The organism is Bradyrhizobium sp. STM 3843, assembly GCF_000239815.1.
In the GTDB taxonomy this organism is placed as follows: domain Bacteria; phylum Pseudomonadota; class Alphaproteobacteria; order Rhizobiales; family Xanthobacteraceae; genus Bradyrhizobium.
In genome coordinates this window covers 1-19,742 of record NZ_CAFK01000229.1, presented here as the reverse complement: position 1 = coordinate 19,742, position 19,742 = coordinate 1, and the positions used below count along the sequence as shown (strand labels likewise).

General features: G+C 63.9%; 18 protein-coding genes and 1 riboswitch. Of the genes, 9 read left to right on the top strand and 9 right to left on the bottom strand.

Going from position 1 to position 19,742, the window contains the following annotated elements; genetic code table 11:
- Positions 1 to 48: 48 nt before the first annotated feature.
- Both BRAS3843_RS23885 and BRAS3843_RS23880 read left to right on the top strand, forming a co-directional pair.
- Positions 49 to 342 carry a hypothetical protein gene (locus BRAS3843_RS23885; protein WP_008971646.1) on the top strand — a complete coding sequence of 98 codons (294 nt, stop codon included), beginning with the start codon at positions 49 to 51 and terminating at the stop codon, positions 340 to 342.
- A 112-nt stretch (positions 343 to 454) separates the two neighbouring features.
- Positions 455 to 685, top strand: a complete 231-nt coding sequence (locus BRAS3843_RS23880) for a hypothetical protein (protein ID WP_035982583.1) — start codon at positions 455 to 457, stop codon at positions 683 to 685.
- A 39-nt stretch (positions 686 to 724) separates the two neighbouring features.
- On the opposite strand, the gene BRAS3843_RS41665 is transcribed toward BRAS3843_RS23880, so the two are convergent.
- From BRAS3843_RS41665 to BRAS3843_RS23865, 4 genes are all read right to left on the bottom strand, one after another.
- Positions 725 to 895: a hypothetical protein gene (locus BRAS3843_RS41665; RefSeq protein ID WP_175361151.1), complete on the bottom strand. Its 171-nt coding sequence runs from the start codon at positions 893 to 895 to the stop codon at positions 725 to 727.
- Between the two features lie 144 nt (positions 896 to 1,039).
- Positions 1,040 to 1,279 carry a hypothetical protein gene (locus tag BRAS3843_RS23875; RefSeq protein WP_008971643.1) on the bottom strand — a complete coding sequence of 80 codons (240 nt, stop codon included), beginning with the start codon at positions 1,277 to 1,279 and terminating at the stop codon, positions 1,040 to 1,042.
- 192 nt (positions 1,280 to 1,471) lie between these two features.
- On the bottom strand, positions 1,472 to 1,666 hold the full coding sequence (locus tag BRAS3843_RS23870; protein ID WP_008971642.1) for a hypothetical protein: 195 nt from the start codon (positions 1,664 to 1,666) through the stop codon (positions 1,472 to 1,474).
- Positions 1,667 to 1,996: 330 nt separating this feature from the next.
- Complete coding sequence (locus tag BRAS3843_RS23865; protein WP_008971641.1) at positions 1,997 to 2,191, bottom strand: hypothetical protein; 195 nt, start codon at positions 2,189 to 2,191, stop codon at positions 1,997 to 1,999.
- A 572-nt stretch (positions 2,192 to 2,763) separates the two neighbouring features.
- Here BRAS3843_RS23865 and BRAS3843_RS23860 point away from each other — a divergent pair.
- On the top strand, positions 2,764 to 2,994 hold the full coding sequence (locus BRAS3843_RS23860; protein ID WP_008971640.1) for a hypothetical protein: 231 nt from the start codon (positions 2,764 to 2,766) through the stop codon (positions 2,992 to 2,994).
- A 249-nt stretch (positions 2,995 to 3,243) separates the two neighbouring features.
- Here BRAS3843_RS23860 and BRAS3843_RS23855 read toward each other — a convergent pair whose 3' ends face one another.
- Positions 3,244 to 3,597, bottom strand: coding sequence for a hypothetical protein (locus BRAS3843_RS23855; protein WP_008971639.1), 354 nt, complete (start codon positions 3,595 to 3,597; stop codon positions 3,244 to 3,246).
- 625 nt (positions 3,598 to 4,222) lie between these two features.
- The gene (locus BRAS3843_RS23845; RefSeq protein ID WP_008971637.1) at positions 4,223 to 4,414 is read right to left on the bottom strand and encodes a hypothetical protein; all 192 of its coding nucleotides are present in this window, start codon (positions 4,412 to 4,414) and stop codon (positions 4,223 to 4,225) included.
- A 216-nt stretch (positions 4,415 to 4,630) separates the two neighbouring features.
- Between BRAS3843_RS23845 and recA the strand changes: the two genes are divergently transcribed.
- The 3 genes from recA (at position 4,631) to BRAS3843_RS23830 (ending at position 8,032) form a co-directional block, all read left to right on the top strand.
- Positions 4,631 to 5,719: a recombinase RecA gene (gene recA / locus BRAS3843_RS23840; RefSeq protein WP_008971636.1), complete on the top strand. Its 1,089-nt coding sequence runs from the start codon at positions 4,631 to 4,633 to the stop codon at positions 5,717 to 5,719.
- Positions 5,720 to 5,982: 263 nt separating this feature from the next.
- On the top strand, positions 5,983 to 7,014 hold the full coding sequence (locus BRAS3843_RS23835) for a hypothetical protein (protein ID WP_008971635.1): 1,032 nt from the start codon (positions 5,983 to 5,985) through the stop codon (positions 7,012 to 7,014).
- 25 nt (positions 7,015 to 7,039) lie between these two features.
- Entirely contained in the window at positions 7,040 to 8,032 is a 993-nt protein-coding gene (locus BRAS3843_RS23830) for a hypothetical protein (protein ID WP_008971634.1), read from the top strand.
- Between the two features lie 67 nt (positions 8,033 to 8,099).
- Here BRAS3843_RS23830 and gcvP read toward each other — a convergent pair whose 3' ends face one another.
- The 3 genes from gcvP to gcvT form a co-directional block, all read right to left on the bottom strand.
- Positions 8,100 to 10,973 carry an aminomethyl-transferring glycine dehydrogenase gene (gene gcvP / locus BRAS3843_RS23825; protein ID WP_008971633.1) on the bottom strand — a complete coding sequence of 958 codons (2,874 nt, stop codon included), beginning with the start codon at positions 10,971 to 10,973 and terminating at the stop codon, positions 8,100 to 8,102.
- Between the two features lie 154 nt (positions 10,974 to 11,127).
- Entirely contained in the window at positions 11,128 to 11,493 is a 366-nt protein-coding gene (gene gcvH / locus BRAS3843_RS23820; RefSeq protein ID WP_008971632.1) for a glycine cleavage system protein GcvH, read from the bottom strand.
- A gap of 24 nt (positions 11,494 to 11,517) precedes the next feature.
- Positions 11,518 to 12,669: a glycine cleavage system aminomethyltransferase GcvT gene (gcvT, locus tag BRAS3843_RS23815; protein ID WP_008971631.1), complete on the bottom strand. Its 1,152-nt coding sequence runs from the start codon at positions 12,667 to 12,669 to the stop codon at positions 11,518 to 11,520.
- 141 nt (positions 12,670 to 12,810) lie between these two features.
- Positions 12,811 to 12,917, bottom strand: a riboswitch (glycine riboswitch).
- 181 nt (positions 12,918 to 13,098) lie between these two features.
- Here gcvT and alaS point away from each other — a divergent pair.
- From alaS to BRAS3843_RS23800, 3 genes are all read left to right on the top strand, one after another.
- Positions 13,099 to 15,768, top strand: a complete 2,670-nt coding sequence (gene alaS / locus BRAS3843_RS23810; protein WP_008971630.1) for an alanine--tRNA ligase — start codon at positions 13,099 to 13,101, stop codon at positions 15,766 to 15,768.
- Between the two features lie 17 nt (positions 15,769 to 15,785).
- Complete coding sequence (locus BRAS3843_RS23805) at positions 15,786 to 17,012, top strand: cyclic nucleotide-gated ion channel (protein ID WP_008971629.1); 1,227 nt, start codon at positions 15,786 to 15,788, stop codon at positions 17,010 to 17,012.
- Positions 17,013 to 17,227: 215 nt separating this feature from the next.
- Complete coding sequence (locus BRAS3843_RS23800) at positions 17,228 to 18,136, top strand: AraC family transcriptional regulator (RefSeq protein WP_008971628.1); 909 nt, start codon at positions 17,228 to 17,230, stop codon at positions 18,134 to 18,136.
- The last annotated feature ends 1,606 nt before the right edge of the window (positions 18,137 to 19,742 follow it).

The window sequence follows — 19,742 nt, the reverse complement described above, 5'->3', positions numbered from 1 at the left end:
GCCCGGGCGGGCGGTGCTATAAGACGGCCGCGTTTCAGGGAGCATGCGATGAAGAAACTTGGTTTGGCGGTCACTGTTGCAGTGCTGACGGCATGGATCGCGCCGGCAGTGGCACAAATGCCCAACATCAATCTGCTCGCCGACGGCCCGTCCAAGTCCGATGAGGAGAAGGAGGCCGATGCGGCTCGGGAGAAGGCCTACAAGGAGACCCTGAAGAAGATCCCGAATGCCCAGACCAGTTCGGATCCGTGGGGCGGGGTTCGCACCGCCGACACGCCAAAGACACCCGCGGTGAAGACCACGGCTGCGGCCAAGAAGAAGGGCGGCGCCAGCGCAAACTGATCGGGGCCGACGATCGGCCCAGTGTCCCCCGGAGGGGCGCGTTTGCTTCGGACTCGGATTCGCTCAGCCCTTGTCTATATTGACGGGGTTGTGGCGTTGACGGAGTTCGCGAGTGAGAGAGCGTCCGCGAGACCTCGCCAGCCGAATGGCGGCCCGGCGCAAGGGGGCCGACGGCTACGTGCGCGACACTTTTACGCTGCCGCGCGACGAGGCTCGCGCCAAGGCCCGCGAATACCTCACCCGCTATCCCAAGGCCGGCTATATGAGCGCTGTGGAAAGCTGGAGGGAACTGCCGGACGGCGCGATCGAATTCACGATGCGGCGGCTCCGGAGCGCCGATTGAGAGCCGGCCGCAGTCAGGCCTGTGCCCGCATCCTGGTCGCTATTCCTTCTCGCCCAGCAGCTTCCTTGTGTGCCGATTGATGAAGTGAAGCCGGGTGCAGGCCTTGCAGATCACGGTTTCATAGGCGCTCGGATCGCCCGGCCTGGCTTCTTCCAGCCAGTGCTGCACGTTCATCCCGGTCCGAGGACATTTGAAGATCAGATTACCCATATCCTTGTAATATCGGCTAGGATCGGGCTGAACATTTTGATCTTGATCAATTGCTGCAGCGCAACCGCTTGGGTCGCCGGGGCGCTCCAGCGCTGACCGGACCACGTTCCCAGGCCAATTCTGCAAGTCGGTGGGGCGGCCGCCTCAGGCGGTATCAAGTGATTCGGCGACGATTCGGATCCTAAACACCGGCTGCCGGGCTTCGTCGAGGAGCTCCATCTGCCACTCGGAATTTTCGGCAAGCTTGCGCGAGATGCTGCTCGCCATATCGGCGCAGACGGTGGTCATCTCCTTCCACGCGGCGTCCCGGTCGGGACACTCAGTCCCATATTCGGAAACCCCCGAGTAGGAGCCGTTTCGGATACGAAAGAAATAGAGCGGCATTGCCAAAACCGGTGAGCCCCGGCCGCCCCCAGGCCGTGGGTTCCCATGAACGCTAAAATCAATGGAGGCGGAAACCTGGCTCAGATCAATTCCGGGAAACTACGGTCGGTTTGTTCATCTTAAGATTGTAAATTGGCCGAGCCGAATTTCCGCGTGCTCTGCCGTCATTGCGGCGGCCAGGCGGGGCGATTTTCATTCGCTTTCGGTGATCCGCAGCAATCCGTCGCCAGTCACCACGGGTCCTTCGTCGGTCACGGCGACATAACCCAATGTCACCAGCCTGTTCAGATGAGCCGGCGGCACGCTGGGGGCAGACTCGCTGACCGCGATCTCGATCAGCGACGCGAACTCTTCGGGCGTAAGCAGGGGAGGGGTGTGGACGGTCATCGTTCAACTGAAAGTCGGTTCACGCGTTGCGGGGCTGCGGGTGCCGGCCAATGCAGCCGTCGTAGCAGCTGAATGTCAATCGATGTGCGATGACCAACTGCGATGACTGACGATGACGAGATGTGCAATCCCGGATTTGGGGTGGGATCGCAAAACCTTGCGAGCGAGGTGGCCGAGCCCCGGACCGCCGCGGACCGAGGCTCGGCGTCAACGTCGCAGCTCCCCTCGAGGGCAGTTCGGCAATGACGTTGTAACTCTAGTACGAACCGTCCGTCGAACCTTGAGTCAGGTCAAAAAAGGAGGCGGCACCGGAAACACACGGATAGATTGTCAGCAGTTGTCGTTGGAAATCTTCTCCGGCGCGACGGTCAGTCGATATGCAACTTCGGTCGATCCGTCGACCACTTCGAGAAGCTCCCCGTAGAGCAGGCAGCGGATCTCGCCGGCGCTGCCGGTCTGCGATTGGAGTTCGATCCGGCGGAAGCCGGCTTTGCAGGCGGGGCAGATCACGTCGTCTGTTCGCATAGGTATTTATGTCGGTCCCTGCCTGATCGTTCCCGCTTGCCGCTGCGCACGCGCACATTTAACGACGCGAACAACGATCGTGATGCTGGTTCCGATCATCCATTCCAGGCTGCGTGGGAGTCAAAAGCCCCGGCGTTGCAGCCGGGGCTTTCTTTCGGCGCGGATGGATTCAGGGCCTTGCGCCTACGTGTGACAGTGAATGTGTGACAGTGAATGTAAGACAGTGAATGTGAGACTATGAAGGCGTGAACAAGGAGTGTGTGACGACGAACGCGCGGCGATCAGGGAGGGACAACGAGCCTGCGATCTAATGAGCCTGTGATCTAATCAGCCTGTGATCTAACGTGCGGTGACTTAATGAGCCTGTGGCCGTGAGCTGGGTGGGCAGCTTGCCACAAGCGGAACTCGCGATGCAGTGGGAACTCACAAGACCACTTTGGCAACCTTAATTCTATACCGCAACTAAAAGTTTATCGCAACCGAGTGTGATATGCGATTGCATCGCGTTGCGTGATCGCGGTCACATCCGCATGCGCCTGCTCAGTGAGTCGCGGCTGCGACGAGGTCGAGCGATGTACAAGGTTATCGACACCATTCTCAATATCGGCTGCCTGCTGACAGCAACCTTCTATGTCCTGACCGTGCTGTGGGCGCAGCTCAACTGCTCGCTGATCCCGATGCTCGGTAGTCCCTGTCATGGGTCTGAGCGTGATGCCTGGATGGTCCCGCTCTTCCTGGCCCCTATCGGCGTGCCCGCGCTGATTGGACTCGCGGTGATGCTGTGGGGACCGCGCCGAGGCTGACGTTGAGACCGAACGTCCAGGCGCGGCCGGCCGAAGGCTGATGTTCCGGCGCCGATATTGGCTCAAGCGTCGAAGCCGCTGCACGAGATTGCATGCTCGGCACGACTGCTGGGTCTGAGAGCGGAACTCCGTTCTTGGCCGGAGAACTGCGGAGCGGTGCGGCAGCTGCCTAAAACTGCAGCGTTTGCATGCGAACAAAAGCGGAAGCGAGGCGGGAACTTCGTTCTTCTCAGGAGAACCACGGAAGCGTCAGGGGAAGCTCCTGATTACTTCGATGATGCCAACAATGGCGGCGTTGAAGGCGTCGAGATCTGCCGCGGGGATCCAGTACTCGCGATGGTCGCGACCGCCAGCCTCCTGCACCTCATAGTGTGCGAGGAAGCTCCGTTTCACCTCGAAGCGCGTCACATGTCCCTCACCGCTCGCCGGCATGTTCCAGTCGCGCGCGATCTTGGTTGCGTAGTCCTCGCTCAGCACCGGATAGAAAATCGGCTGCTCCGGAAGACGCGGCGGAAAGCTTCGCATCCCGGAGGCGCGGATCAGCGCGAGCTCATTCGGGCCGACGGGGCGCCAGAGTGTGATGGTCGGTTCGTCTGCGGGCATCGGCGCGTCAGGAGCGATCGGTGGTTGCAACAAGTCGGGTGTGCAGAACTATCATGAATCCCGCGTGCGGTCGCGATGGACTGCGACCGTCACGGCGGCGGCTTGGCGCCATTCGTGTCGATCTGGCAGGCTGGGCTTAGGCTCTATGGCACGAGGCCTGATACGTGAACGGTTCGTCTGCGAGGAGCATCTCGGCATCGTCCTGCAGTGGCAAGTGCGACGCCCCGCGCACACCTTGTGCTGTAGGCATCGTTCACTTTTCGGGGACGACGCGCAACACCAGCGGCGCCATGTTATGTTGTAGGTGGCAACTGCTGCTGCCGAGGAGATGGCCAATGGCCGGGTGGGTTATTTTCATCTTGTCGGTTGCTTCGATACCGCTCGCGACAGAGATGGCGCGCGAACGTCAGAGATCGCCGCGAAAGTGGTTCTGGATCGCCTTCCTTGTCGGCCCGTTGGCGCCCCCGGTGCTTCTGGTCCTCGGAGATGCCAAGCAGCCCATGCGCGCGAATTAGAGACGCTCGCAACCTGTTTGTGTTGGCGATCGTCACAGGCTGCGACGGGGGTGCGAGGTCGAGAATGGCCGCGGCTCTCGGGTGGAGTTATCCGCCGCAACTCAGACGGCTTAGCGCTTTTGGGTGCGCTTTGCTTCCTCGACAACTTCCGTTGATCGTTCAAGAACCGCAAGGCTCTTGGCCAAGGTGAGGTAGGTCTCGGCCACCGCCTCAAGCTGTCGGCGCGCTGCGGGATCGGCCGCCTGCCCGGCAGCGCGTTCGTAGCGCGTCGCAAGATGAAGATATTCGGCCAACGTCGTCATGGCCGGGCAACGAGAGCTCCCGCAGAGCGTTCCTGATGGGATCGCAAAATCAAACTCGGACACTGGCGAAAGTGAGGAGAGCCTGGCCTCTAAGAAAAGAACATATTGCGAACATAGAACAGATCGGGTACATTGCGGGGCAGATAAACCGAAGATTGCCGGCCCGTCTCGTTAACCATTTGTCCATCCCGCGAATCCCCGCCATAAGGAGCGCCAATGTCTGCCACCGCACTGCGCATCGTCGAAGGTTCTTCCATGGATAAGAGTAAGGCGCTGTCCGCAGCCCTGTCCCAGATCGAGCGCCAGTTCGGCAAGGGCTCGGTGATGAAGCTCGGCAAGAACGATCGCTCGATGGACATCGAGACGATCTCGACCGGCTCGCTCGGGCTCGACGTCGCGCTTGGGGTCGGCGGCTTGCCAAAAGGGCGCATTGTCGAGATCTACGGCCCGGAATCCTCGGGCAAGACCACCTTGGCGCTGCACACCGTTGCGGAAGCGCAGAAGAAGGGCGGCATCTGCGCCTTCATCGATGCCGAGCACGCGCTCGACCCGGTCTATGCGCGCAAGCTCGGCGTCAATATCGACGAACTCCTGATCTCCCAGCCCGACACGGGGGAGCAGGCGCTTGAAATCTGCGACACGCTGGTGCGCTCTGGGGCGGTCGACGTGTTGGTGGTCGATTCGGTCGCGGCGCTCGTACCCAAGGCCGAGCTCGAAGGCGAGATGGGCGAATCGCTGCCGGGCCTGCAGGCGCGGCTGATGAGCCAGGCGCTGCGCAAGCTGACCGCCTCAATCAACAAGTCCAACACGATGGTGATCTTCATTAACCAGATCCGGATGAAGATCGGCGTCATGTACGGCTCGCCGGAGACCACCACCGGCGGCAACGCACTGAAGTTCTATGCCTCGGTGCGTCTCGACATCCGCCGCATCGGCGCGATCAAGGAGCGCGACGAGGTGATCGGCAACACCACGCGCGTGAAAGTGGTGAAGAACAAGCTGGCGCCGCCGTTCAAGCAGGTCGAGTTCGACATCATGTATGGCGAGGGCGTCTCCAAGATGGGCGAGATCCTCGATCTCGGCGTCAAGGCCGGCATCGTCGAGAAGTCCGGCGCCTGGTTCTCCTATGACAGCCAGCGGCTGGGGCAGGGACGCGAGAACGCCAAGTCATTCCTGAAGGCCAATCCTGACATGACGGCCAAGATCGAGACCGCGATCCGGCAGAACTCCGGTCTGATCGCCGAGCAGATCCTGGCCGGGAGCGCCGAGCGCGACGCGGACGGCGAAGAGCCGGCTGAAGAGTAAGGTTTACGGCGGCAGCGGGCGCCTGAGGACGTTGAGTTGCCGACGTCCCGGCGCCTGCTTGCGCGTGCGTGATGCTGCACCGAAATTCGCGTGCCTTGCGGTTGCACTCCACGCCGTATTGGGGGGGCGGGCGTGCCGTCTTCATGCGCTTCATACAATTTGAGCTCGAATTGCCGACGCCGAACGCGCGGACGAATTGACTGGATCCGCGCCCTTATTTTCCGCATCTAACTATGTCGTACGCGTTGCATGGTGGTGGGGTCATGACGCGCCTGATCCTGACGACGGACTACATCTATTGCAGGTCAGATGCGGACGATTCGCCCGATCTGTTCCTGCATTTCGGTCATTACTTTGGTGATCACCTCCAGCGGCTCGTCTACGGTCCTCCGCCGACGAGCGTCGAGCTGGACGATTGCTTCGATGTGCGGTCTGAACAGCGACATCAAGAGCGGGGTTCACACTGGCTGGATTTCCTTCCCTCGAAACGTCTCGACCGGTTCGAGGTGCGTGGCATTGGCCTGGCTCAGCTTTGCACATGCTTCGAAACCGTCGAGCTTTGGATCGGGCCGACTGCGAATGACCAGCTCGAGCTGATCTGGCTGCTCGACTATCTCAAGCGTCGCAGGGCCATTCCGTCGCATCTGTTCCTTCGTGGGGCTGATCCTCTGGGCGGCCGTTCCACGGACGAACTCGCTGCGATGGACGCTCCGCGGATTGCCATTGCATCCGAGCATGTCGACCTCGCGTCGAAAGCCTGGCAGGCCTATCGTTCGCCAACACCGCAAGCATGGTGTGATCTGTTGCGGGAGGATCTGAGCGGGCTTCCACGTTTACGCGATGCTGTGCTGCGGCTGCTTGTTGAATTGCCGGCTCCCGGGACCGGCCTCGGGTCAACCGAAATGGGTTTGCTGGAGCTGATCTATCCCGATCCGCCGCAGCGGCTCAGCGTCATCCTCAACACGCTCGTCTACTTCAACGGATACTATCGCCACACGATATTCAATGATTGGGAGACCGCTCTGTTGGCAGAGCCGCTGGCTTTTGGTCCTGAGCCTGCGATCACGGCACTGGATCCTGAACTTCAGACCGTCCCGCTCGGCAATCTTAGACGACGTCAGGAGATCCACCGGGAAAACCGGCCGCGGCTGACGGAATTTGGCGAAGCGGTCCTGCTCGGAAACGCGGATTTTTCCGAGCACAATCCGATCCATCGCTGGTGGGGCGGCACCGAACTGACAAACGCCCATCTCTGGCGCTGGGACCCTGTCGCGAACGTGCTGATCGAGCCATGAATTGGTCCGATGAGGAGCCTGGCACATGACACATCTGATCTTGACCAGCGACAGCGGTGCCGGCGCGCTCAGGGCGGCAGGCTTGGCCGATCTTGTCATTGGCATTGGGGCGCGCTTCGTCGCCGGGCCGTTGCCCTCCGCTCAAGCGCTTGCAGAGCTGCTTTCCCCGCGCGCGGAAGGGGCGTCGGGACCGCATTGGCTCGACCATCTCCGCGTCTCTCGTCTCGATCAGCTGGGGTGGCAACGCGCCGGACTTGTCGACTTGTGCGAGTGGTGTGAGACCGTCGAGCTCTGGGTCGATCCGCTGCCGAACGCGCAATTGCAGGCGATCTGGCTTCTGGATCATCTCGGGTCGCGTATCCCTGGCGCAGTTCGTCTGACGCTTCGCCAGGCAGATGCCGTCATCGGCGACAGGGCTCCGGAAGAGCTTGTGGCTTGGCGCGTGCCATCGATCGAGATCGAGGACGACCAGTTCAGGACGGCCGCACTGGCCTGGCAGGCCTATTGTGAGCCAACACCTCAGGCCTGGGCGCAACTGCTCGGGCGGGATCTCGCACCGCTGCCGCAGCTTCGCAGCACCGTATTGGAGTTGCTTGGCGAATTGCCTCGGCCCCGTACCGGGATTGGCGAGACCGAGACGCGATTGCTGCAACTCGTCGCCGATGGCTTCGTGCATCCGTTCGATCTGTTTCCAGGATACGAAAAGCCGAATCGAGGCCGCGTGTTCGAGTATTGGGAGACAGGCGCGCTGCTCGACGGACTAGCCCACAGCCCTGCGCCGGCGCTGACAGGCCTCGCCGAAGGGCCATTCACGCTTGAAATGCACGACGATCGCGACCGTCTGCAACGCTACAAGGCGAGTTGCTTGTCGCTGACGCCGCTCGGCGAGGCGATCCTGGCCGGCGAGGACGATTTCAGCCGGCACAATCCGATCCATCGCTGGTGGGGCGGCACCGAGTTGACCAACGCCAATCTCTGGCGCTGGGACCCCGTTGCGAACGTGCTGATCGCACCTTGATCTGTCGGACAACGCGTCTGGTTGAGCGCCGCGGACCACGGCGCTCAACCGAGAGATGGATCGCAGCTTACTCCGCCGCCTCCGCATAGTCCGCCAGCGGCGGACAGGAGCAGACCAGGTTGCGGTCGCCGTAGACATTGTCGACGCGACCCACCGGGCACCAATATTTGTCGGTACGCGAGGAACCCGCCGGGAAGCAGCCTTCGCTGCGGCGATAGGCGCGATTCCAATCATCATCGGCGACGTCGTGCACCGTGTGCGGCGCGTGCCGCAGCGGCGAGGCCTCGATCTTGAAACGGCCCTGTTCGACCTCGGCGATCTCGTTCCTGATCGCGATCATAGCGTCACAGAAGCGATCGAGCTCTGCCTTCGATTCCGACTCGGTCGGCTCGATCATCAGCGTCCCCGGCACCGGGAAGCTCATGGTCGGTGCATGGAAGCCGTAATCGATCAGCCGCTTGGCGATGTCGTCGACGGTCACGCCGCTCGTCTGCTTCAGCGGTCGGGGATCAACGATGCACTCGTGCGCGACCCGGCCGCGCTCGTTGCGATAGAGCACCGGGAAGTGCGCATCCAGCCGCGCTGCGATGTAGTTGGCATTGAGGATCGCGATCTCGGTGGCGCGTTGCAGGCCCTCGCCGCCCATCAGGAGCATGTAGATGTAGGAGATGGTCAGGATCGAGGCCGAGCCGTAGGGCGCCGCCGACACCGGTCCGACCGGGCGCACGATCGCGCCATCGGTCGCCGGATGGCCCGGCAGGAACGGCGCCAGATGTGCCTTCACCCCGATCGGACCCATACCCGGTCCGCCACCGCCGTGCGGAATGCAGAAGGTCTTGTGCAGGTTGAAATGGCTGACGTCGGCGCCGTAATCGCCGGGGCGCGCCAGCCCGACCTGCGCGTTCAGATTGGCGCCGTCGAGATAGACCTGGCCGCCATGGGCATGAACGATATCGCAGATCTCGCCGATATGCTCCTCGAACACGCCATGCGTCGAGGGATAGGTGATCATGATGGCGGCGAGATTGGCCGTGTGCTTCTCCGCTTTTGCCTTGAGATCGACAACGTCGACATTGCCGCCGGCGTCGCAGGCGACCACCACGACCTCCATGCCGGCCATGTGGGCCGAGGCCGGATTGGTGCCGTGGGCGGAGGAGGGGATCAGGCAGACCTTGCGATGGCTCTCGCCGCGGGCGGCATGATAGCCGCGGATCGCGAGCAGCCCGGCATATTCGCCCTGCGCGCCAGAATTCGGCTGCAGTGACACCGCGTCATAACCGGAGATCCTGCACAGCCAGTCTTCGAGACGGCCGAACAGCGCGTGATAGCCGGCAGCCTGCGCGCGTGGCGCGATCGGATGCAGGCTGGCGAATTCCGGCCAGGTCAGCGGGATCATCTCGGTGGTCGCGTTCAGCTTCATGGTGCAGGAGCCGAGCGGGATCATGGCGCGGTCGAGCGCGAGGTCGCGGTCGGCGAGCTTGCGCAGATAGCGCAGCATCTCGGTCTCCGAGCGATGCGCATGGAACACCGGATGGGTCAGGAAACGGCTCTGCCGCTTCAATCCGGCCGGCAGGGCCTCGCGCGCTTCGGCTTCGATCGATGCGTAAGACAGCTCCCCGCCGAACGCGCGCCACACCGCTTCGACGATCTCAGGCGTCGTGGTCTCGTCCAGCGCAACGCGCAAGGCGCGATCACCGAGGCCGAGATTGATCTTCTCGTTGAGCGCGCGCGCGACGATGTCATCGCGCTTTGCTCCGGCGTCGACCGAGACGGTATCGAAGAAGGCATCGCTGTCGGGCGCAAAGCCGAGCTTGCGCAGGCCTGCCGCCAGCACCGCCGCGCGCCGATGCACGTTGCGCGCGATCGCCGCTAGCCCCTCGGGTCCGTGATAGACCGCGTACATGGCAGCGATGACCGCCAGCAAGACCTGCGCGGTGCAGATGTTGGAGGTCGCCTTCTCGCGGCGGATGTGCTGCTCGCGGGTCTGCAGCGCCAGCCGATAGGCGGGCGCGCCGCGCGAATCCACCGACAACCCGACGATGCGGCCGGGCAGCGAGCGCTTCAACGTGTCGCGCACCGCCATGTAGGCCGCGTGCGGTCCGCCATAGCCCATCGGCACGCCGAAACGCTGCGCTGACCCGATCGCAATGTCGGCGCCGAGCTCGCCAGGGGAAGCGATCAAGGTGAGCGCCAGCAGGTCGGCGGCGAGGATCGCCAGCGCGCCTTTCGCGCGCAGTTTGGCGATATCAGCGCGCGGATCGCGCAAGCGCCCGGTCGTATCCGGATATTGCAGGATGCCGCCGAACACGTCCGAGCCATCGAGATCGGTTGCGGGATCGCCGACGATCAGGCGCCAGCCGAGTGGCTCGGCGCGGGTCTTGAGCACCGCGAGGGTCTGTGGGTGAATGTTCTTGTCGACGAAGAACGCTTTCGCCTTGGCGCTGGCGGAGCGCTCGGCCAGCGCCATCGCTTCGGCCGCCGCTGTCGCCTCGTCGAGCAGCGAGGCATTGGCGACGTCGAGCCCGGTCAGGTCGCAGATCATGGTCTGGAAGTTGAACAGCGCCTCCAGCCGGCCTTGGCTGATCTCGGGCTGATAGGGCGTATAGGCCGTGTACCAGGCCGGGTTCTCCAGGATGTTGCGCTGGATCACCGCCGGCATGATCGTGCCGGAATAGCCCTGGCCGATCAGCGAGGTGAAGACCTGATTCTGCGCGGCGAGCCCGCGCATGTGGCTGAGCGCCTCGGTCTCGCTCAAGCTCGGGCCGATATCGAGCGGGGCGGCTTGACGGATCGACGCCGGCAGCGTCTGCGCCATCAGCTCCGACAGGCTCTTCGCGCCGATCGTCTCCAGCATCGCGGCGACATCGCGCGGCGAGGGGCCGATGTGGCGGCGGGCGAAGGTGGTGGCGGCGTCATCGAGCGGTTTGAACGGCGCGTTCATGAGAGCCTCGCTGGAATTCTGAATTCGGTGTCATCGTCCGCGAAAGCGGACGATCCAGTACGCCGAGGCGTCTCCGTTCGACCGCTACCGCTGGTGATTACTGGATGCCCCGCCTGCGCGGGGCATGACGCGTGTTCTTGTGGCTTGGACGTCTTCACGCCGTGTGCGCCTTGTAGGCGGCTTCATCCATCAGCCCGCCCAGTTCGCCCCTGTCCGACATCTTCACCTTGAAGAACCAGGCCTTGCCCGCGGCGTCGGTATTCACCAGCGCAGGCTCGTCGGCGATCGCCTGGTTCACCTCGACGACCTCGCCGGTCACAGGCGCGTAGACGTCGGAGGCGGCCTTGACCGATTCGACGACCGCCGCGGCTTCTGCCTTCTTCAAGGCCCGGCCCACCTTGGGCAGCTCCACGAACACGACGTCGCCGAGCTGGGCCTGCGCGTAATCGGTGATGCCGATGGTGGCGACATCGCCGTCGATGCTGAGCCATTCATGGTCGGAGGTGTAGAGCGTGGTCATGGGCATCCCTCAGCGCTTGCAAGGTCAACGTTTATAGGTGTTGGGAACGAAGGGCATGGCGGCGACGCGCAGGGGCAGGCGCTGGCCCCGCACGTCGGCAAACAGCTGCGCGTCAACCGCGGAGAGCGAAGTCGGCACATAGCCCATCGCGACCGGCGCGTTCAGCGTCGGGCCGAAGCCGCCGGATGTGACTTTGCCGATCGGCTCGCTCGAACCGGGCGCGGCGAACAGCGCTGCGCCTTCGCGCACCGGCGCGCGGCCTTCGGCTCTCAGTCCGACCCGGCGGCGCGCGGCGCCGTTCTCGAACTGCCCCAGGATATTCTCTGCGCCCGGAAAGCCGCCCGCGCGAGCGCCGCCCATGCGGCGTACTTTCTGCACCGACCATTCCAGCGCCGCCTCGACCGGCGTCGTTTCCGTATCGATGTCGTGACCATAGAGACAGAGCCCGGCTTCCAGCCGCAGGCTGTCGCGGGCGCCGAGCCCGATCGGCAGTGCATCCTTGTCGGACAGCAGCGCGTCGGCGAGCTTCTCAGCCTGATCGGCGGGGACCGAGATCTCGAACCCGTCCTCGCCGGTGTAGCCGGAGCGCGAGACGTAGCAGTCGAGCCCGTCGACCACGCGCGGCCCGGCGTCCATGAACCGCATGCTTTCGACATCGGCACATAATTTAGCCAGCACGTATGCGGCCTTGGGACCCTGCAAAGCCAGAAGCGCGCGATCGGTGAGCGGTTGCACCTCGCAGACATCGGAAAGCCCGGCGCGCAAGAGCGCCTCGTCGGCATTCTTGCAGGCGGCGTTGACCACCAGAACCAGGTGTTCGCCGAAATTGGCGACCATCAGGTCGTCCAGGATGCCCCCGGCGTCGTTGGTGAACTGGGCATAGCGCTGCCGGCCTGGGGCGATGCCGAGGATGTCCTGCGGCACCAGCCGCTCCAGCGCGAGGGCAGCGTCCGCCACCCGGCCGGATTTTGGAACCAGGGCGATCTGGCCCATATGGGAGACGTCGAACAGACCGGCGGCGCTGCGGGTATGCAGGTGCTCTTTCAGCACGCCGGCTGCATATTGCACCGGCATCTCGTAGCCCGCGAACGGCACCATCTTGCCGCCGAGGCTGACATGCAGCGCGTAAAGCGGGGTGCGCTTCAAAAGGGATGAAACAGCGCCTGGTGCCGACATCGCAGGGACCCTCGAAGGTTCCCGGGACCATTCCCGGGCCAACCGATCGAAGCCCCATCTGTCGCTGTGCCTGAGAGTATTATCCCGTCGGCGGACGCGATCCGGGCGTTTGCCCGTCAGCGCCTCTTTCCAGATGCAGTTGAAGCCGCGCGGTCCTTTTGCCTGAGAGTTTCCGGGGCGGTTGCTCCTTCGGCGCCGACCTCCGAGCTCAAGAAAGCTGAAAGGCCGATCTCTCCCGACGCGGCTATCGTCAATATGTAGGAGGAAACACGAGGCGGCGCAAACTGTCAACGCGGCGCAGCAGGCTTTCCACGCGCTTTCAAGCGTGTGGGCCAAGTGCATGATCCGCCAGCACAGTTCCTGGACAGGGCAGGGGTGCTTGTCTAAAAGCGTTGCGCCGAATTCCCGGACTTTTTCGATTGGATTGCTATGAGCGGCGTCAACGAGATCAGGTCGACTTTCCTCAATTTCTTCGCCGAGAACGGCCACGAGATCGTGCCGTCCTCGCCGCTCGTGCCGCGCAACGACCCGACGTTGATGTTCACCAATGCCGGCATGGTGCAGTTCAAGAACGTGTTCACCGGGGTCGAGAAGCGGCCCTACAGCCGCGCCACCACCTCGCAGAAATGCGTGCGCGCCGGCGGCAAGCACAACGACCTCGACAATGTCGGCTACACCGCCCGCCATCACACCTTCTTCGAGATGCTCGGCAATTTCTCCTTCGGCGACTATTTCAAGGACAACGCGATCGAGCTGGCCTGGAAGCTGGTCACCCGCGAGTTCGGGCTCCCGAAGGAGAAGCTCTGGGCTACCGTCTATATCGACGACGACGAGGCCTTCGACCTCTGGAGGAAGATTTCCGGCCTGCCGGAGTCCCGCATCATCCGCATCGCCGGCTCCGACAATTTCTGGCAGATGGGCGACACCGGCCCATGCGGTCCCTGTTCGGAGATCTTCTACGACCACGGCGATAAGGTCTGGGGCGGCCCGCCCGGCTCACCCGAAGCGGATGGCGACCGCTATATCGAGATCTGGAACCTCGTGTTCATGCAATACGAGCAGTTCGAGGGTGGGGAGCGTGTCAGGCTGCCCAAGCCGTCGATCGACACCGGCGCAGGGCTGGAGCGCGTCGCGGCCGTGCTGCAGGGCAAGCACGACAATTACGACATCGACCTGTTCGTCGCGCTGATCCGGGCCATCGCCGACCTCACCAATGCCGACCCGCAAGGGCCGCAAAAGGCGTCGCTGCGCGTCATCGCCGACCATTTGCGCGCCTCGTCGTTCCTGATCTCCGATGGTGTGCTGCCGTCCAACGAGGGCCGCGGCTATGTGCTGCGCCGGATCATGCGCCGCGCCATGCGCCATGCTCAGCTGCTCGGCGCCCGCGAACCGTTGATGCACCGCCTGGTCGGTACGCTGACCCGAGAGATGGGCCAGGCCTATCCGGAGCTGATCCGTGCCGAGGCCCTGATCAAGGAGACCTTGCGGCTGGAAGAGACGCGCTTCCGCAAGACCTTGGAGCGCGGCCTTGCCATTCTCGATGAGAAGGCGGCCGGGCTGAAGCAGGGCGACATGTTCGACGGCGATACAGCCTTCACGCTGTACGACACCTATGGCTTCCCGCTCGACTTGACCCAGGACGCGCTGAAGTCGCGCGGCATCAGCGTCGATCAGGCCTCCTTCACCGATGCGATGGACCGCCAGCGCGCCAAGGCGCGTGCCGCCTGGGCCGGCTCCGGCGAGGCGGCGACCGAGACCGTTTGGTTCCCGCTGCGCGAGAAGCTCGGCGCCACCGAATTCCTGGGCTACGAGATCGAGACTGCGGAAGGTGCGGTGACCGCGCTGGTCAAGGACGGTGCCGAGGTCGACAGCCTGAGCAAGGGCGACGCCGGCGCCATCGTGCTCAACCAGACCCCGTTCTACGCCGAATCCGGCGGCCAGGTCGGCGACATCGGCGTCATGCGCGGCGATGGCGTGACGTTCCGCGTCACCGATACCCAGAAGAAGGCCGGCGACTTGTTCGTCCATCTCGGCACGGTCGAGGAGGGCACCCTCAAGCTCGGCACCGCGCTACAGCTCGACGTGGATCACGGCCGCCGCTCCGCGATCCGCGCCAACCATTCCGCGACCCACATCCTGCACGAGGCGCTGCGCCAGGTGCTCGGCGACCACATCGCCCAGCGCGGCTCGCTGGTCTCGCCGGACCGGCTGCGCTTCGACTTCGCCCATCCGAAGCCGATCTCGCCGGACGAGCTCGCCCGGGTCGAGGACATCGCCAACGACGTCGTGCTGGAGAATTCCGAAGTCACGACCCGGCTGATGGCGCTGGACGACGCCCGCGAGGCCGGCGCCCGCGCGCTGTTCGGCGAGAAATATGGCGACGAGGTCCGCGTGGTCGCGATGGGCAACGCCGCCCGCGACCATGGCACCAATGCAATGGGCTGGTCGGTCGAGCTCTGCGGTGGCACCCATGTCAAGCGCACCGGCGATATCGGCCTGATCTCGGTGACATCCGAGAGCGCGGTGTCCTCCGGCGTGCGCCGGATCGAGGCGCTGACCGGGCGCCGTGCGCGCAAGCATGCCAACGACACCATTGCGCTGGCCAAATCTGCTGCGGCCGAGCTGCGCACCACCATCGATGACGTGCCGGCGCGCGTCACCGCGCTGATGGAGGAGCGCAAGAAGCTCGAGCGCGAGCTGTCGGACGCGCGCAAGAAGCTCGCGATGGGCGGCGGCGCTTCGGCCGGTGGCGCAGCCTCCGGTGTGCGCGAGCTGGCTGGCGTCAAGCTGATGGCGCGAGCGGTCGACGGCGTCGAGATGAAGGATCTCAAGAGCCTTGCCGACGAGGCCAAGAAGCAGCTCGGCTCCGGCGTGGTCGCGATCGTCGGCCGCAGCGAGGACGGCAAGGCCGGTGTCGTGGTCGGCGTCACCGCTGATCTCACCTCGCGCTTCAACGCGGTCGAACTGGTGCGTGCGGCGTCCGAGGCGCTGGGCGGCAAGGGCGGCGGTGGCCGCCCCGACATGGCTCAGGCCGGCGGTCCCGACGGCGCCAAGGCCGACGCCGCGCTCGCCGCGATCGAGAAGGCCATGAACGGGTAGACAACGCGAGCCCTGCGATGCTCGGGCACCATAAGACCCTCAACGATCCCGATCTGCGCGACCGGCTCTACGAACTGCTCGAGCACGATCATCTGCCGCTGTCGGTCGGCTCCCGCTTCGTGCGCATGGTCGTGATCGTGATCTTCGCCGACGTGCTCGCGGTCACGCTCGCCTCGGTGCCGCAGCTCGATGCGCGCTACGGGCTGGTCTTCACCGCCGTCCAGCTCATGGCGATTGCGGTGTTCGCCTTCGAATATTTTGCGCGGCTGTGGAGCGTTGCCGGCCACACCCCGCGCAAGGTCTCGGCCTTCCGTGACCGGTTGGATTACGTCTTCTCCGCGCTCGGCATCATCGATCTCTGCGCCTTCCTGCCCGCCGCGATCGTGCTCGCGATCGGCGATCACGCCACTCTGGCGATGTTCTGCGTGCTGCCGTTCCTCAAGCTCATCCGCTATTCGCCGGCGATGCGTTCGCTGCTCGCCGCGATCCAGGCCGAGCGGCGCACGCTGGTCGGCTGTGTCGTCATCCTCACCGGCGCGGTGCTGCTGTTTGCCTCCTTGCTCTATGCGGTCGAGCGCGACGTGCAGCCGGAGAAGTTCGGCACGCTCCCGGATGCGATGTGGTGGGCGATCGTGACGCTCGGCACCGTCGGCTATGGCGACGTGGTGCCGGTAACCGCGCTCGGCAAGGCCATCACCGTGTTCGCGATCGTCGCCGGCTTCGCGATGATCGCGCTGCCGGTTGCCATTATCTCCACCGCCTTCGCCGAAGAGGTGAAGCGGCGCGACTTCGTCGTCACCTGGGGCATGTTGGCGCGGGTGCCGCTGTTCGCGCATCTTTCGGCCGGCGAGATCGCCGACATCATGCGGCTCCTGCGCGCGCGCACAATCGAGGGCGACGAGGTGCTGGTGCGTCGCGGCGACACGGCGTCGTCGATGTATTTCATCACCGCGGGCGAGGTCGAGATCGAGCTGCCGACCCAGCGCGTGCGCCTCGTCGACGGCTCATTCTTCGGCGAGATCGCGCTTCTGCACCGGACCAAGCGCTCGGGCACCGTGAAGGCCTTGCGCAAGACACGGCTCCTGGTGCTCGATGCCCAGGACTTTCACGCGCTGATCGAGCGGATGCCGGCGCTCGCCAGCCATGTGAAGACCACCGCCCAGGCCCGGATGGCCGACACCGGCGACCTCGCCGCGGTCGAGCTCGCTGAAGCCAAGGCGCATGACGACCAGCCCGGCGGGTAGGGGGCAATCAGTGAGGGTGGTTTCATGGATCATCCAACTTGGCTTTCTGATTGCGACCATGTCGTCTCCGGCTTGCGAGCGACGCTCGTGATGCGTTGCAGCGCCCACCGACACGAATTCCACAAGATTAATGATCACCGTCAGCTCTTGCTTGTCATTGCCCGAAGGCACCGGGAGTCCCCGCACCAGAGGATTGCATGTCGCCGAGTGTTCGAATGAAGATGCGCATGCATGTCGGCGGACGCGGCGTGCGCACCCTCGCGCATCCGCTCGGCTTTGGCGGTCCGGTCGGGGGAACACCATCCGTGGTGGCCGGCATCGTCGACCAAATGTCGGACTGGGACATCAGCAGCCCCGATCAGGCGTGCGCCTTCAATCTGAGAGTCATTCCCGGCACCGGCCCAGTCATTCTGATCCAGTACCGCACGCCGCCCTCCATGACCTGGCAATTCGGCGCGCGCAGCGCCCGCCACCCCGACCACCCTCACTGTGCGACCAAGCTGCAGACCGGCCTCGTCACCGTGCAGCCACGCGGGCCGCTCGGCACCATCAGTGTCCGTCTCCGGCCGGAAGCCGCGGCTCATCTGCTCGGCGGCAGCATGCAGCCATTCCTTGATGCTCAGATCGGGCTTGACGATCTGTTCCGTCCCGGCGAGGTCTCGCTGCTTGTAGAGATGATCGCCGAGGCCCAGACCAGTGCCGAGCGGTTTGCCCGGGTCGAGCAATTCCTGCTGGCCAATCTGCATGCCTCGCGGGCCGACCCGTTGGCGTGCCGGGCCGCGGCCATGCTGCGACGGACGCCTCACCTGCGCGTCCGGCAGCTTGCCGACCGGCTCGATGTCAGCGAGCGGAACCTGTCACGCAGGTTCGACGCCATGTTCGGCATGGGCGCAAAGCAGTTTTCCCGCATTGCCCGCCTCGAACGCGCCATGACAGTGCGGGGTCAGGGCGCAACCTGGGCCCACACCGCCTACGAGGCGGGATTCTCCGACCAGGCGCACATGATCAAAGATTTTGCCGAGATCGTGGGTGTGCCGCCCGCCGAGCTCGTGCGCCCATCCTCGCCCATGTCGGCGCCGCGCACGCCAATGAGGGGTTCTCTCGACATATCAAAACGCCGATGAAGGCCGTCACCCGACCGACGTTGTGGTAGGCGATGAGCTGCCCTCTCCCACAAGGGGAAAGGGCACATCGATACGCGGTCTCGAATCGCTCCGATTGTCTGGGGGGCAAAGGAAGCGTGCGAACTCGCAGATTCAGGACGTGTCCATCTGCACCTGTCAAACAGCGGGCGAGCCTCATCGCTCCCGCGGCGCTATCAGCGCCCGGGCGATGCCTGAGGCTCGAGCCCTCGAAATCGTGAGGGCGCAGGGAATGCCGGGCGCTGGCCGCACCCATGGCCCGCGTGCAACAAAGAATGCACGCGGCGGAAACCACAGGTCCAGCCGAGACATCCCGGCATTCCCTGCACGATGGCTTACGGCTTATACGCGCTCTCCCTGGTGCGCCGGGCTTGTTGGCCACCATATCGCGACAATGCGCTTGCGCGCATTGCGCTGGACACCAGCGTCGGGGTGTCAGGACCACACGATTTCGCCGTCCGCCGCTCTGCCAGTCGTCTGCGTCTTGAAACGCGCCTGACAGCACAGCGTCCATCGCATTGCCGGCCCAACGTATCGTGACGACGCGTACGCCCCTCATCCGGACCGGAACGCTGCGGAGCATACGCCTGATTTGCTGATTTTCAGAAGCTGTTTATTTCTACGTAGGGCTCTTGAAACCGGCGATGATCTTGAGCCGGCTCGTGAAATCAGCCGTTTGGCGCAGGAGTGTGGAAGCGGGTCTGATGGACACAGCGTGCGCGCTTGCGCCGCGACGTCACCCGTCGGGCAAAGCGGAATGAGCAAGGGCGCGCGCGGGTGAGGTGATTGCGATCTATCAGATAATGGCATTACCTTTCATGAGAGGAGATTTATGGCTCAGCGAGCGTAGCAGGCGTAGGATGGGTTGAGCGCAGCGAAACCCATCACCTTTCGCATGACCGGGGACGACGAAGATGGGTTTCGCCTTCGGCTCTACCCATCCTACGAACTGATTGCCATGCGGCTCGACGCGGCAATTCACGACTGGTCGATGAGCTCAACTCAACTAGAAGTCGATTGACCTTGAGGACAATGGCGCCACGTTTCGAAATCGATATTATCGACTTTGCTGGGTAATGAGGCACATGCTCGGCAATGCCCCCTGCATGCAGTCCACCAGGAGATGTGCATGCAGGGGGTGTGGGGGCGTGTCAGACCGCAGTCGTGCTGCGGCTTTTCAGCGACCAAGCCCTTGATCCAGCAAGGGTAGGATGGGTTTAGCGGAGCGAAACCCATCACCTTTCGCATGACCGGCTCGAGGAAGAGGGGTTTCGCCTTCGGCTCGACCCATCCTACGAACTACTAACAGTGTCGCCAAGTTCTTCTGGGTCCCGGCTCTGCGGTGCGTCACTCTGTGCCGCACCGCGTCCGGGACAAGAGAGATGGGGCACTACAGTTTTTTGCGCCTTACTACGGCCTTGCCCTGTCGCGCCGCTCCCGTGTCCCGGACGCGGTGCAGCACGCAGTGCTGCTCCGCAGAGCCGGGACCCAATCAGGTCGGCAGAGAGAATTGAGCTCGTCCGAGGATGGTTGAGCGCAGTGAAGCCCGTCGCCTTCGGATTTGGATGGACGAGGATGGGTTTCGCCT